The organism is Thermus brockianus (assembly GCF_021462505.1).
Classification (GTDB): Bacteria; Deinococcota; Deinococci; order Deinococcales; family Thermaceae; genus Thermus; species Thermus hydrothermalis.
In genome coordinates, this window is the sequence record NZ_JAKEDV010000011.1 from 1 (window position 1) to 13,584 (window position 13,584).

Consider the following 13,584-nt stretch of genomic DNA (forward strand, 5'->3'; position numbering starts at 1 on the left):
CCGTGGTCCACGTGCCCAATCGTCCCCACGTTCACGTGAGGCTTCGTCCGGATAAACTCGCCCTTGGCCATCTTCGCTCTCCTTTCGGCAAACACGGGTGGGCCCCAGGGCCCACCCCTAAAGCGTCCTTACTGCCCCTTGATGAGCTTCTCCTGCACCTGCTTGGGGACCTCCTGGTAGTGGTCAAAGAACATGACGAAGGAGCCCCGTCCTTGGGTCTTGGACCTTAGATCGGTGGCGTAGCCGAACATCTCCGCCAGGGGGACGTAGGCCCGGATCACCTGGGCGTTGCCCCGGGGTTCCATCCCCAGGATCTGGCCCCGGCGGGAGTTCAGGTCGCCGATGACGTCCCCCATGTACTCCTCGGGCGTGGTGACCTCCACCCGCATGATGGGCTCGAGGATCACCGGGTCCCCCTTCTGCACCGCCTCCTTGATGGCCATGGAGCCGGCGATCTTGAAGGCCATTTCCGAGGAGTCCACCTCGTGGTAGGAGCCGTCGTAGAGGGTGACCTTGACGTCCACCACGGGGAAGCCGATGAGGGGACCCGACTGCATGGCCTCCTCAATGCCCTTCTGCACGGCGGGGATGTATTCCTTGGGGATCACGCCGCCCACGATGGCGTTGACGAACTCAAAGCCGGAGCCTCGAGGCAAGGGCTCGACCTTGATCTTCACGTGGCCGTACTGGCCGCGGCCGCCGGTTTGGCGGATGAACTTGCCCTCCACGTCCACGGGGCGGGTGATGGTCTCCCGGTAGGCCACCTGGGGCTTGCCCACGTTGGCGTCCACCTTAAACTCCCGCTTGAGCCGGTCCACGATGATCTCCAGGTGGAGCTCCCCCATCCCGGAGATGATGGTCTGGCCGGTTTCGGGGTGGGTGGACACGCGGAAGGTGGGGTCCTCCTCCGCCAAGCGGGCCAAGGCCTGGGAGAGCTTGTCCTGGTCCGCCTTGGTCTTGGGCTCAATGGCCACGTCAATGACCGGCTCAGGCACCTCAATGGACTCCAGGACAATCCGGGGGGCGTCCTCGCCCACCAGGGTGTCCCCGGTGATGGTTTCCTTCAGGCCCACCACCGCCCCCAGGTCACCGGCCTTGAGCTCCTCCACCTCTTCCCGGTGGTTGGCGTGCATCCTCAGGAGCCGGGCCACCCGCTCCTTGCGCCCCTTGGTGGTGTTGTACACGTAGGAGCCGGAGGTAAGGGTGCCAGAGTAGACGCGGATAAAGGTAAGCCGGCCCACATAGGGATCGGCCATGATCTTGAAGGCCAGGGCCGCCAGAGGGCCATCGGGGTCGGGGTGGATCTCCACCTCCTCCCCTTCCGGTGTGGTCCCCTTGATGGGGGGGATGTCCAAGGGGGAGGGCAGGTAATCCACCACCGCATCCAGGAGGAGCTGGACCCCCTTGTTCTTCAGGGCCGAGCCCAGGAACACCGGGGTGATCTTGATGTCAATGGTGCCCTTGCGGATGGCCGCCACCAGCTCTTCCTCCGTGGGCTCTTCGCCCTCGAGGTACTTGAGCATGACGTTCTCGTCAAAGTCGGCGGCGGTCTCAATGAGCTTCTCGTGGTACTCCCGGGCCTGGTCCAGGTACTCCTCGGGGATGGGGATCTCCCGAATGTCCGTGCCCAGGTCGTTGCCGTAGGTGTAGGCCTTCATCCGGAGCACGTCAATGATCCCCGAGAACGTGTCCTCCCGGCCGATGGGAAGCTGCATCACCACCGGGCGCGCCCCCAGGCGCTCCTGCATGGTGCGGATCACCAGCCAAAGGTCGGCCCCCGTCTTGTCCATCTTGTTGGCGAAGGCGATGCGAGGCACCCTGTACTTTTCCGCCTGGCGCCAGACGGTTTCCGACTGGGGCTCCACCCCTTGGCTGGAGTCAAAGACCACGATGGCCCCGTCCAGCACCCGCATGGAGCGCTCCACCTCAATGGTGAAGTCCACGTGGCCTGGGGTATCAATGATGTTGATCCGGTGGTCCTTCCAGAAGCAGGTGGTCACGGCGGCGGTGATGGTGATGCCCCGTTCCCGCTCCTGCTCCATGAAGTCCATGGTGGCCGCGCCCTCGTGGACCTCACCGATCTTGTGGATCTTGCCGGTGTAGTAGAGGATGCGCTCGGTGGTGGTGGTCTTGCCGGCGTCAATGTGCGCGGCGATGCCGATGTTGCGGAGCCTCTTTAGATCGTAAGCTACCTTAACCGCCATGGCTTACCACCGGTAATGGGCGTAGGCGCGGTTGGCCTCGGCCATGCGCTCCACGTCCTCCTTCTTCTTGACCGCCCCGCCCTTGCCCTCGGCAGCGTCCATGAGCTCGTGGGCGATGCGCACCGCAGCGCCGCGTTCGGGGCGTTGGTTGGCCGCCTGCACCAGCCAGCGCAGGGCCAAGGACTGCTGCCTGCGGGGAGGAACCTCCATGGGCACCTGGTAGTTGGCCCCACCCACGCGGCGGGAACGCACCTCCATGCGGGGCTTCACGTTCTCCACCGCCTGCTTAAAGACCTTCAAAGGCTCCTGCCCGGTCTTTTCCTGGATGATGCGGCAGGCCTCGTAGAAGATGCGGGCGGCCAGGTTCTTCTTCCCATCCCGCATGATTTTGTTGATGAAGGCCGACACCACCACATCCCCGTAGACCAGGTCGGGCTGGAGTTGGCGTACCTCTGCTCTTCTTCTCCGCGCCATAGTTCACCTACTTCTTCTTGGCCGGGGCCGCGCCCTTGGTCTCCTTGGGCTTCTTGGTCCCGTACTTGGAGCGGCTCTTCTTCCGGTCCTTCACGCCCTGGGCGTCGTAAACCCCACGGACGATGTGGTAGCGCACACCCGGAAGGTCCTTCACACGGCCGCCCCGGACGAGGACCACGGAGTGCTCCTGGAGGTTGTGCCCCTCGCCGGGAATGTAGGCGGTGACCTCGTAGCCCGAGGTCAGGCGCACCTTGGCCACCTTCCGCAAGGCGGAGTTGGGCTTCTTGGGGGTGACCGTACGCACCACCGTGCACACTCCCCGGCGGAAGGGCGAGCCCTTCAAGGCCGGAACCTTGCTCTTCTTTTGGACCTTCTCGCGGCCCTTTCTGACTAGCTGGTTGATCGTCGGCAGTGCCACCACTCCCTTCTTCTTGGACTTGCCCCCGTGTTCTCAAGATCCACCCGGGAAGGTTCCCGGTTTAGCCCGCACAGGGCACCACCCTCAGGACCAGGGGCTGGCCCTGAGGGCCCTCAACTTGCCTAGTGTACAGGGCCTTGGACCTTTTGGCAAGCGCAAAAAAGACCCCCGCCCGCAGGCGGGGAGGTTTGGAGCCGGTGGCCGGATTTGAACCGGCGGCCTACCGCTTACGAGGCGGTTGCTCTACCGCTGAGCTACACCGGCCCGCCCAGAAGAGTTTAGGGCACAGGCCCCGCTTGTGCAACTACCTTAGGACCACCCCGGGCTGGACCCGGAGGGCGCGGAAAAGGGGAAGGAGGGAGGAGAGGAAGGTGGCGAGAAGGCTCGCCCCGCTCACCACCAGGAAATCCCCTGGGCGCATCTCCACCGGCAGGTGGGTGAGGAAGTATAGCTCCCCCGGGAGGTCCAAGGGCCGAAGGGCCAGGTAGAGGCAGAGGAGGTAGCCGAGAAGGTTGCCCAGGAGAACGCCCCCCGCCCCCAAAAAGACCCCCTCCAGGGCGAAGACCAAGCCCACGGTGGCCCTCGAGGCGCCCATGGCCCGCAGGAGGGCGATCTCCGGGGTCTTCTCCACCACCTTGAGCACCAAGAGGTTCGCCACCCCCAGGGCGGCCACGGCCACGATGAGGAAGACCAGGATGCCCAAAACCCGCTTTTGCAGGGAAAGCTGCTCCAGGAGGGTGCGCTGGGTGTCCTGCCAGGCCTGGGGGAAGAAGCGGGTACCCGCCAGGGCGAGCCCCACCTCTTTGGCCCGCCAGGGGTCCTTAAGCCGCACCTGGTAGCCCTGGGCCTTTAGGCCCGAAAGCTTTTCCACGGCGCCCAGGTCCACGAAGGCGTAACCGGAGTCCAGGAGATAGTTCCCTGTGCGAAAGGACCCCAGGACCCGAAGCGCCACCCGCTCCTGGGTGGCGGAGAGGGCATAGATCCGGTCCCCCACCACCGCCCCCAAGGACTGCATCAGGGCCGAGCCCAGGTAGATGCCCCCCGGCTCCAGCCTCAGGCCGAGCTCGGGATAGAGGGCCTCCCCCCCTTCCCCTAGGCCCACCAAGGTGGCGAAGTCCACCCCAGGCCCCCGGGCCCCTTCCGCCGGGCGGGTGAGGAGGGCCTTGGTGGCGGCGAAGGGCGCCGCCCTCTCCACCTCGGGGTGGGGAGGGAGGGGCGGAAGCGCCTCCCCTAGGCTAAAGAGGACGAGGTGGGGGTACGCCTTGAGCGTGGCCCGGACCAGGCCGCTCACGAAGCCATTGGTGAGGGAAAGGGCGGCGAGGAGCACCGCCACCCCCACCCCTATACCGAGAAGGGCCAAGGCCGTCTGAAGCGGTCTTCGCTTTAGGTGGGCCCAGGCGAGGAAGAGGGCGAAGCGCACGAGGCCAGGATACCTAGCGCCGGGGGTACTCCACCACCTCCAGCGCCACCCAGCGGCGGCCGAAGCGCACCGCCGTGGCCCGGTCGGGAAGCCAGACGTCCACCTTTTCCCGCATCCTGGGGTGCATCACGTCCGCCACCACGAAGATGCGGCCTTGGAAGAGGTAATCAAACTGGCCCTTCCCCCTCCCGTACACGCTCCCCAGATCCCGTAGGCGCACCTTGGTCCCGTAGGGGAGCACCTTGAGGAGGTCCCGGCTCACCGCCAACACCCCAAGCCGGGTGCGCATCCCCGTGGCGGTGACGAAGGGGGTGGCGTCGGTTTCCCGAACGCTGGACGTGTAGGCCGTGGCCTGGAGGACCAGGACCTTTTTCGCCTCCTGGGCGAAGCCCCCCGCAATGGCGAGGGCGAGGAGGAGCGTCATGGCTAAACCCCGCATAGCGCCCCCAAGTATGCGTGGAAAGCCAGGAGGTCTCTGAGAACCATGAGGGGCTTCCCTCATGGAGCGCGGCGCTGAGCACTTTAGGGTAGCTCTAATGTCTTAAAAACCCCGCCAGACAGGGACAAGTTCTGGCGGGGTGCGATTAGAAATCGCTAAAGGACCTTTAGCTTAGCCTCATTCCCTTCAAACAGCCTAAGGGCAGGGGGTGTCGGAGAGGGTGAGGGTGTACCGCCCGCTTCCCTCCTCGTCAAACCCCGCCCGCGCCCACCCCCGGTCCCGCACCACCAAAAGCGTGGCCGGGGAAACGGGGGCGCAGTTCACCACCGGGTCCAGGACCCTGGGGTACAGGTCCCCGTGGCCGTTATAGAGAAGGGCCACCAGGTCCAAGGGGCCCGCGTAGGCGAAGCGCAGGTAGCCCGTGGCCGAGTTCACGTTGTAGCGGTCAAACTCGCCCACGAACTCTATGGCCCCCGTTTTCGTTCCCGAAGAGAAAGCCTCCCCCTGCCCTGCGGGATTGGGGGTGAAGGCTTGGGCGTAAAGGGTCACCCGGTCCCCGCTTAGGGCGTAGTTCTCCACCCGGAGGTAGTAGAACCGCCCCCCCTCGCCCTTAAAGTTCAGGCGGTAGCCGGGGTCCAGGGTAATCTGGGGGCGGAGGGCCAGGGGGGTAAGCTCAGAAGAGGCGGCGAACCAGTTCCGGGCTACGCTCACCGCCTGGAACACGCCCCTATCGTCCAGAAGGACGAGGCGGAGGCGAGCGCTAAGCCCCAAGGTGGAGGAAACCGCCGCTATCTGGAGGGCCTGGGTGGCGGAAGGGGCGATGCGGTACACCTTTACCCCGGGCCTTAAGGTGCTCCCGCTTTCCTGGGCCGGGGGCAGGTCGGCCATGGCGTAGCCGCCCACCGGAAGGTCCCCGCTCACCGGGGGTGCGGCCTCGAGGCCACACCCCGCCAAGGCCAGCAACAAGAGGAGTCCCAAACCGGTACGCAACCTAGAAACCCCCTTTCCCTTCAGGATAACCCGAGGAAAAGGGGGAAGGCTTAGGGCTTCCTTTAGCTACTCTAAGACCCCCAGGTAGGCGTAGAGGTCCGGCCCCCCCGGCAGGATCTCCACCGCAAGCTCGGGGAACCTCTGGGCCACCTCCTCCGCCTTCTCCTTGGGGGTGTTGGGGCCGAGGAAGAGGGTGAGGACCTCCTTCCCCTCCTGGGCCAGGCGCACGAGGCCCTCCAAGACCTCCTCCGGCGTTTCCCCCACCAGGACGAGCTTCCCGTCCAGAAGGCCGATGGGCTTGTCCTTGAGGACCCTAACCCCATCCACCTCCGCATCCCGGCTCGCCCAGGTGACCTCGAGGGTAGTAGCCCCCTTGGCCGCCTCCTCCATCTCGGGAAGGAGCTCCTCGGGCTCCGCCTCAGGGAGGTAGCGCACCGCCGCCGCCAACCCCTGGCCCAGGGTACGGGTCTTGAGGACGTACACCTCCTTGCCCGCCTCCTTCGCTAGCTTGGCCGCCTCCTCCGCCGCCAGGAAGACGTTGGGGTTGTTGGGCAGGAGGATCACCTTGGGGCTCGGCACGCTCCTGATGGCGGAAAGCAGGTCCTCCACGCTAGGGTTTTGCGTCTGCCCCCCCGCCACCACCCGCGCCCCTAGGCTGCGGAAGACCCGGGCCACCCCATGGCCCAAGGCCACGGCCACCAGGCCCGTGGGGGGCGGGGGCACCTCGGAGGCCCCGGCCATGGCCAGGATCTCCGTGTGTTGCTCGGTCATGTCCTCCACCTTGGTCCGCACCATGCGGCCAAAGCGGGCCACGGCGGAGAGAAGGCCATCGGGGTCGTCGGTGTGGATGTGCCCCTTCACGTAGCCCTCCGCCCCCACCACCAAGAGGGAGTCCCCAAAGGGCGCCACCACCTCCCGGATCTTCTCTATGGGGACCTCTACCCCCTCCATGAGGAACTCGGTGCAGTAGCCGAACGCCTCCGTGGCGAAGGCGGTCTGGGCGTAGCGCTCCACCTTGGGGGGCTCGGGGAGGGGGAGCTTTAGGGCATAGCCTTGAATGCCCTCCAAAAAGCGCACGTACCCCGCCCCCCCGGCGTCCACCACCCCCGCCTGCTTGAGCACGGGAAGGAGCTCTGGGGTGCGGGCCAAGGCTTCCCGGGCCGCCTGAAGGGCGGAGGTGAGGACGGCCTCGAGGGTATCCCCCCTGGCCCCCTCCCCCGCCGCCCGGGCCACGGTGAGGATGGTCCCCTCCACGGGCTTCATCACCGCCTTGTAGCCCGTTTCCGCCCCCAGGCGCAGGGCTTCCACCAGGGTGGGAGGGTCCAGGGCCTCCTTTTTGCGAAGGGCCTCGGCGAAGCCCTTGAGGATCTGGGAAAGGATGACCCCGCTATTCCCCCGGGCCCCCAAGAGGCTCCCATAGGCGATGGCCCGGGCCACCTCCGCCATCTGGGAGGTGTCGGCCAGGTCCAGCTCCCGCCGGGCGGACTGCAGGGTTAGGTGCATGTTGGTGCCTGTGTCCCCATCGGGCACCGGGTAGACGTTCAAGGCGTTGAGCTCTTCCACGTACACCCGGAACCAGTCCGTGGCGTAGCGGAAGGCCTCAGCCAGCTCGCCCGGGGCCCAGCTACGCACGCCCCACCCCCACCACGTGCACCCGCACCTGGGAAAGCTCCACCCCCGCCAGATGCTTGGCGGCGAAGGCCACCCGTTCCGCCAAGGACTCCACCACCGTGGGGATGCGGGCCCCCAAAGCCACCACCACGTAGAAGTCGGCGGCGTACTTCCCCGGGTTCGCCGGGTCCGGGCGCACCACCACCCCCTCGCTCGCCTCCTGCCGCCCCAGGATGCGCACCACCTGCTCCTTAAGGCCCGCCGGGGCCATGCCCACCACCCCCGGCACCTCGTGGGCCGCCAGGGCCAGAAGGGAGGCCAAGGCGGCTTCCGTCACCGTCACGCGCCCTTGCACGCTACCTCCTTAAGGCCTCCTCGGGAGGCGTGTAAGGGAGGCCAAAGGCCTCCGCCACCCCCGGGTGGGTGAGGAGGCCCTTGTGGGTGTTTAACCCCTTGAGGAGGGCCCCGTCTTCCCAGAGGGCCTCCAAGCCCTTCTCCGCCAGCTTGAGCACGTAGGGCAGGGTCTGGTTGGTGAGGGCAAAGGTGGAGGTGCGGGGCACCGCCCCGGGCATGTTGGCCACCCCGTAGTGCACCACCCCGTCCACCACGTAGGTGGGCTCGGCGTGGGTGGTGGGGCGGATGGTCTCCACGCACCCCCCCTGGTCCACGGCCACGTCCACGATGACCGAACCCTCCTTCATCAGGGGGAGCATGTCCCGGGTGACCAGCTTGGGCGCCTTGGCCCCCGGCACCAAGACCGCCCCGATGAGGAGGTCGGCGTGCTGGATGCTCTTCTTGATGTTGGCCTCGGTGGCGGTGAGGGTCACCACCCGCCCGCCAAACACGTCGTCCAGGTACTGGAGGCGCTTGTGGTTCACGTCCAGGATGGTCACCTGCGCCCCCATCCCCAAGGCGATCTTGGCGGCGTTGGTGCCCACGGTGCCGCCCCCCAGGATGACCACGCTGGCCGGGGCCACCCCGGGCACCCCACCCAAAAGCACCCCCCGCCCCCCGTGGGGCTTCTCCAGGAACTGCGCCCCCACCTGGGGAGCCATGCGCCCCGCCACCTCGCTCATGGGAACGAGAAGGGGCAAGGAGCCATCGGGAAGCTGCACCGTTTCGTAGGCGATGCCCGTGACCCCGCTTCGGAGCATGGCCTCGGTGAGGGCGCGGTCCGCCGCCAGGTGGAGGTAGGTGAAGAGGATGAGCCCCTCCCGCAAAAAGGGGTACTCCTCGGGCAGGGGCTCTTTCACCTTCACCACCATCTCCGCCTTCCAGGCCTCCTCGCGGCTTACCAGGTGGGCCCCGGCCCGCTCGTACTCGGCGTCGGATAGGCCCGAGCCTACCCCCGCCCCCCGCTCCACCAAAACGGTATGCCCCCGCTTCACCAGGCTCTCCACCCCGCCCGGGGTCAGGGCCACGCGGTTCTCCAGGGTCTTGATCTCCTTGGGTACGCCGATGGTCATCTCACGCCTCCTTTACGAACACCCGTTTGATCTTAAGCTTGAAGCCGTCGCCCTCCGCGATGGCCAGAAGCCGCCTGCGGGAGTCTACCAGGGTCACGTATCCCAGGGCGGGGATGGGAAGGGGCACCCCTTCCAAGACCCGCCTGGCCTCGGTGTGGGAAAGCTCCACCACGGGGAAGGGCAGGACGTCCACCTCGGGGATGGCCTTCTCCGGGGAAAGCTCCGAAAGCCGCACCGCCCGTTCCAGGCCCACCTTGCCGATGCGGGTGCGCACGAGCCCCGAGAGGAAGGCCTTGGTCCTGAGCTTTTCCCCCAGGTCCCGGGCGAAGGCCCGCACGTAGGTGCCCGGGCCCACCACCAGGCGGATGACCGCCGTGGGATAGTCCCCAAGGGGCTTCGGGAGCTCCACCTTGCGCCCGCCCTTCTCCGCAAGCCGCCACCCCTTGGCCGAGGGGGCGATGGGGTGGGGAATGGGCTTGGGGTCAAAGGCGAGGAGCTCCACCTCCACATACCGCACCGGTCTCGGGCCGAGCTCCAGGGGTTTCCCCTCCCGGGCCGCCTCGTAGGCCCGCTTGCCCCCCACCTTGATGGCGGAGTAGAGGGGCGGCACCTGCTCCTTTAGGGCCAGGAAGGAAGGGAGGGCGCTTTCCAGGTCCTTGCGGTCAAAGCGCACCGGGGCCTCCTCGCTCACGGGGCCTTCCGCATCCAAGGTGGGCGTGGTGGCCCCGAAGGAAACCCAGGCGATGTACTCCTTGTCCTCCCCGGAGAGGAAGGGCACCAGTTTGGTGCTCTCCTCGGATACCAGGAGCAAAAGCCCCGTGGCCAAGGGATCCAGGGTGCCGGTGTGCCCCACCCGGCGGGTGCCGAGGCGCTTTCTCGCCTCCTCCACCGCATCGTGCGAGGTGAGGTGGAGGGGCTTGTCCACCGCGTAGAGGGCCATGCCTAGGGGATTGTATCACCGGAAAGGGGCGGGAAGAATGGACGTATGGACCTAGCCGAACGGTACCCCTCCCTGCGCTTCGCCTGGCCCAGGCCCGGGGTCCTGGAGATCTCCTTCCGAGGGGAAAAGCTCAACGCCATGGACCCTCCCCTTCACCGGGCCCTCTCCCAGGTATGGCGGGACCTCGAGGCCCTCCCCCACCTCCGCGCCGTCCTCCTTCGCGGCGAAGGGGGCGTCTTCTCCGCCGGGGGGTCCTTTGCCCTCATTGAGGAGATGCGCGCCTCCCACGAGGCCCTGATGCGCGTTCTAGAGGAGGCGCGGGACCTGGTCCTAGGCCCCCTCAACTTCCCCAGGCCCGTGGTGGCGGCGGTGGAGAAGGTGGCGGTGGGGGCGGGGCTCGCCCTGGCCCTTGCGGCGGACATCGCCGTGGTGGGAAAGCAAGCCCGCCTCCTGGACGGCCACCTCCGCCTCGGGGTGGCGGCGGGGGACCATGCGGTCCTCCTCTGGCCCCTTCTGGTGGGCCTGGCCAAGGCCAAGTACCACCTCTTCCTCAACGAGCCCCTCACCGGGGAGGAGGCGGAAAGGCTTGGCCTGGTGGCCCTGGCGGTGGAGGACGAGGCGGTCTACGCAAAGGCGCTTGAGGTGGCGGAGCGCCTGGCCAAGGGGCCCAAGGAAGCCCTAAGCCACACCAAGCGGGCCCTCAACCACTGGCTCCGCACCTTCCTCCCCCACTTTGAGCTCTCCTTGGCCTTGGAGTTTTTGGGCTTTTCCGGAAAGGAACTGGAAGAAGGCCTGAAGGCTCTGAAGGAAAAACGGGAACCCCACTTTCCATGATGCGGCTACAGGCTTTTCTGGCCCGGGCCGGGGTGGCGAGCCGCCGGAAGGCGGAGGCCCTGATCCAACAGGGCCTCGTCCGGGTGAATGGGGAGGTGGCTCGCCTGGGACAGAAGGTGGGGCCCGAGGACCTCGTGGAGGTGGCGGGCCGGCGGGTGGCCCTGCCCGAGCGGGTGGTCCTCGCCCTGCACAAGCCCAAGGGCTACGCCACCACCCGCTTTGACCCCCATGCGGAAAAGACCGTGTACGAGCTCCTACCGGAGATCCCCGGCCTCCACCCCGTGGGCCGCCTGGACCGGGACTCCGAGGGGCTTCTCCTCTTTACCAACGACGGCGAGCTCACCTTCCGCCTCACCCATCCCCGCCATGGGGTGAAAAAGGTCTACCGGGTCTGGACGGAAAGGGGCACCCTGCCGGAAGCCGTCTGCCGGAGGCTCTTGAAGGGGGTCCTTTTGGAGGACGGCCCCGCCAAGGCCCTCGCCTGCCGCCCCGCCCCGGGCGGCGCCCTCCTCACCCTAGGGGAGGGGCGGAAGCGGGAGGTGCGCCGGATGCTCAAGGCCGTGGGCTACCCGGTGCGGCGGCTTCTCCGGGTCCAGGTGGGGCCCATCCGGCTCGGGGACCTGCCCCCGGGCAAGTGGCGCAGGCTTTCCCCAGAGGAGGAGAAGGCCCTCTTGCGCCAGGTGGGGCTAGAATAAGGGGCATGTTCGCGCCGGGGAACGGACCCGTGCAGATCAGCGCCGAGGCCATACGCCAACGGGTGGCGGAGCTAGGGGCCCAGATCGCCCAGGACTACCAGGGGAAGACCCCCCACCTCATCTGCGTGCTCAACGGGGCCTTCATCTTCATGGCCGACCTGGTGCGGGCCATCCCCCTCCCCCTCACCCTGGACTTCATCTCCATCAGCTCCTACGGCAACGCCTACCGCTCCAGCGGGGAGGTGGAGCTCATCAAGGACCTGAGGCTACCCATCCACGGCCGGGACGTCATCGTGGTGGAGGACATCGTGGACACGGGGCTTACCCTTTCCTATCTTTTGGACTACCTCGAGGCCCGCAAGCCCAACTCCATCCGCGTGGCCGCCCTCCTCTCCAAGCCCTCCCGCCGCCAGGTGGAGGTCCCCATCCACTACCTGGGCTTTGAGATTGAGGACGCCTACGTCTACGGCTACGGCCTGGACCGGGCCCAGTTTGACCGGAACCTGCCCTTCATCACGTCCATCCGCCCGGAGGAGGAATGAGGTACCTGGACCTCATCACCGCCCTGTTCGCCACGGTGCTCCTCGTCTCCAACGTGGCCTCCACCAAGCTCGTGGTCCTGGGGCCTTTCACCTTTGACGGGGGAACCCTCCTCTTCCCCTTGGCCTACATCTTCGGGGACGTCCTCACGGAGGTCTACGGCTACCGCAAAAGCCGGCGGGTCATCTGGATCGGGTTCTTGGCCCTGGTCCTCGCCACCCTCACCTTCCAATGGGTGGCCGCCCTCCCCACCCCAGAGGACGGGGAAAGCCGCCGCTTTGGCGAAGCCTTCGGCCTCCTCCTCGGCCTCACCCCCAGGATCGTCCTGGGAAGCCTCCTCGCCTACTTCGCCGGGGAGTTCGCCAACGCCTACGTCCTGGCCAAGCTCAAGGTGCGCACGGGGGGGCGCTTCTTCTGGCTGCGCGCCCTAAGCTCCACCCTGGTGGGCCAGGGGCTGGACACGGGGCTCTTCCTCCTCGTGGCCTTCTACGGCGTCCTCCCAAGCGAGGTGCTCCTCGCCGTCTTCCTCTCCAACTACGTCTTCAAGGTGGGGGTGGAGGCCCTGATGCTCCCCATAACCTACGGCGTGGTGGGCTTCCTCAAGCGGGCCGAAGGGCTGGACGTTTACGACAAGGACACGGACTTCAACCCCTTCCGCCTGGCATGAACCCCCTTTGGGAACACCCCATGGGCGTGGGCACTTGGGCCTGGGGGGACCGGCTTTTCTGGGGCTACGGCGAGGCCTATGGGGAAGCCGAGCTCAAGGAGGCCTTCCGGGAAAGCTTAAGGGCAGGCCTCCGCCTCTTTGACACCGCCGAGTTCTACGGGTTCGGCCTTTCGGAAAGGCTCTTGGGCCGCTTCATGGCCGAGACGGGGGAAAGGCCTTTTCTCGTCACCAAGTTCTTCCCCTACCCCTGGCGCCTTTCCAGAAAGAGCCTCCTAAAGGCCCTGAAGGGAAGCCTAGGGCGGCTTGGGGTGGAGGCGGTGGACCTCTACCTCCTCCACTGGCCCTGGCCCCCCGTGCCCCTCAGGGTCTGGGCCGAGGCCCTGGCGGAGGCCTACGAGCGGGGCCTCGCCCGGGGGGTGGGGGTGGCGAACTGCTCCTTGGCCCAACTGGAGGCGGTGAAGGGGGTCTTGGAGCGCCACCGGGTACCCCTTTGGGCCAACCAGGTGGAGTTTAGCCTCCTCAAGCGGGACTGGGAGGCCCACCTGCCCGCCCTCCGGCGGGAGGGCATCGCCCTCATGGCCTATAGCCCCCTGGCCATGGGCTGGCTCACGGGCAAGCTGGACCCCGACCGCCCCCCAAGGGGCTACCGGGGGAGCAAGTACCGCCCCATCCTGGGCCGGGTGCGCCGCCTTCTTCCCGTGCTCAAGGGGCTTGCCGAGGCCAAGGGGACAAGCCCCGCCGCCATCGCCCTCCGCTACCTGATGGAGAAGGGGGCCCTCCCCATCCCCGGGGCCAAAAACGCCCACCAGGCCCGGCAAAACGCCGACGCCCTGCGGATCTCCCTAACCCCGGAGGAGATGGCCCTTTTGGAGGGGGCATCGTAAGC

General features: G+C 67.1%; 15 protein-coding genes and 1 tRNA gene. 5 read left to right on the forward strand and 11 right to left on the reverse strand.

The features are described from left to right. Positions 1-128: 128 nt before the first annotated feature. The 11 genes from fusA to truB form a co-directional block, all read right to left on the reverse strand. Positions 129-2,204: an elongation factor G gene (gene fusA, locus LXN00_RS11400; protein WP_234508316.1), complete on the reverse strand. Its 2,076-nt coding sequence runs from the start codon at positions 2,202-2,204 to the stop codon at positions 129-131. Between the two features lie 3 nt (positions 2,205-2,207). Then, complete coding sequence (rpsG, locus tag LXN00_RS11405) at positions 2,208-2,678, reverse strand: 30S ribosomal protein S7 (RefSeq protein WP_234508319.1); 471 nt, start codon at positions 2,676-2,678, stop codon at positions 2,208-2,210. Positions 2,679-2,685: 7 nt separating this feature from the next. Then, the gene (rpsL, locus tag LXN00_RS11410) at positions 2,686-3,090 is read right to left on the reverse strand and encodes a 30S ribosomal protein S12 (protein WP_234508459.1); all 405 of its coding nucleotides are present in this window, start codon (positions 3,088-3,090) and stop codon (positions 2,686-2,688) included. A gap of 195 nt (positions 3,091-3,285) precedes the next feature. After that, positions 3,286-3,360 (reverse strand) — tRNA-Thr (locus LXN00_RS11415). A 40-nt stretch (positions 3,361-3,400) separates the two neighbouring features. Then, complete coding sequence (locus LXN00_RS11420; RefSeq protein WP_234508321.1) at positions 3,401-4,516, reverse strand: ABC transporter permease; 1,116 nt, start codon at positions 4,514-4,516, stop codon at positions 3,401-3,403. Positions 4,517-4,529: 13 nt separating this feature from the next. Then, a complete protein-coding gene (locus LXN00_RS11425) occupies positions 4,530-4,955 on the reverse strand; it encodes a 3D domain-containing protein (RefSeq protein WP_234508323.1) in 426 nt (141 codons plus the stop codon). Positions 4,956-5,150: 195 nt separating this feature from the next. Beyond that, positions 5,151-5,933, reverse strand: coding sequence for a hypothetical protein (locus tag LXN00_RS11430; protein ID WP_234508325.1), 783 nt, complete (start codon positions 5,931-5,933; stop codon positions 5,151-5,153). A 78-nt stretch (positions 5,934-6,011) separates the two neighbouring features. After that, the gene (locus LXN00_RS11435) at positions 6,012-7,577 is read right to left on the reverse strand and encodes a DAK2 domain-containing protein (RefSeq protein WP_234508327.1); all 1,566 of its coding nucleotides are present in this window, start codon (positions 7,575-7,577) and stop codon (positions 6,012-6,014) included. After that, on the reverse strand, positions 7,570-7,911 hold the full coding sequence (locus tag LXN00_RS11440) for an Asp23/Gls24 family envelope stress response protein (RefSeq protein WP_234508329.1): 342 nt from the start codon (positions 7,909-7,911) through the stop codon (positions 7,570-7,572). The genes LXN00_RS11435 and LXN00_RS11440 overlap by 8 nt, the downstream gene beginning before the upstream one ends. Position 7,912: 1 nt before the next feature. Beyond that, complete coding sequence (gene ald / locus LXN00_RS11445) at positions 7,913-9,022, reverse strand: alanine dehydrogenase (RefSeq protein WP_234508331.1); 1,110 nt, start codon at positions 9,020-9,022, stop codon at positions 7,913-7,915. A 1-nt stretch (position 9,023) separates the two neighbouring features. Beyond that, complete coding sequence (truB, locus tag LXN00_RS11450; RefSeq protein WP_234508333.1) at positions 9,024-9,962, reverse strand: tRNA pseudouridine(55) synthase TruB; 939 nt, start codon at positions 9,960-9,962, stop codon at positions 9,024-9,026. Positions 9,963-10,007: 45 nt separating this feature from the next. Here truB and LXN00_RS11455 point away from each other — a divergent pair, with 45 nt between their 5' ends. From LXN00_RS11455 to LXN00_RS11475, 5 genes are read left to right on the forward strand one after another with little or no spacing between them, the layout of a single operon-like run. After that, positions 10,008-10,796 (forward strand): enoyl-CoA hydratase/isomerase family protein, encoded by a 789-nt coding sequence (locus LXN00_RS11455; protein WP_234508335.1) that lies wholly within the window; start codon positions 10,008-10,010, stop codon positions 10,794-10,796. Next, positions 10,796-11,491, forward strand: a complete 696-nt coding sequence (locus tag LXN00_RS11460) for a pseudouridine synthase (RefSeq protein WP_234508461.1) — start codon at positions 10,796-10,798, stop codon at positions 11,489-11,491. The genes LXN00_RS11455 and LXN00_RS11460 overlap by 1 nt, the downstream gene beginning before the upstream one ends. 5 nt (positions 11,492-11,496) lie before the next feature. Continuing rightward, on the forward strand, positions 11,497-12,033 hold the full coding sequence (hpt, locus tag LXN00_RS11465) for a hypoxanthine phosphoribosyltransferase (protein ID WP_234508337.1): 537 nt from the start codon (positions 11,497-11,499) through the stop codon (positions 12,031-12,033). Continuing rightward, positions 12,030-12,698, forward strand: a complete 669-nt coding sequence (locus LXN00_RS11470; protein WP_234508339.1) for a queuosine precursor transporter — start codon at positions 12,030-12,032, stop codon at positions 12,696-12,698. The genes hpt and LXN00_RS11470 overlap by 4 nt, the downstream gene beginning before the upstream one ends. After that, complete coding sequence (locus tag LXN00_RS11475) at positions 12,695-13,582, forward strand: aldo/keto reductase (RefSeq protein WP_234508341.1); 888 nt, start codon at positions 12,695-12,697, stop codon at positions 13,580-13,582. The genes LXN00_RS11470 and LXN00_RS11475 overlap by 4 nt, the downstream gene beginning before the upstream one ends. The last annotated feature ends 2 nt before the right edge of the window (positions 13,583-13,584 follow it).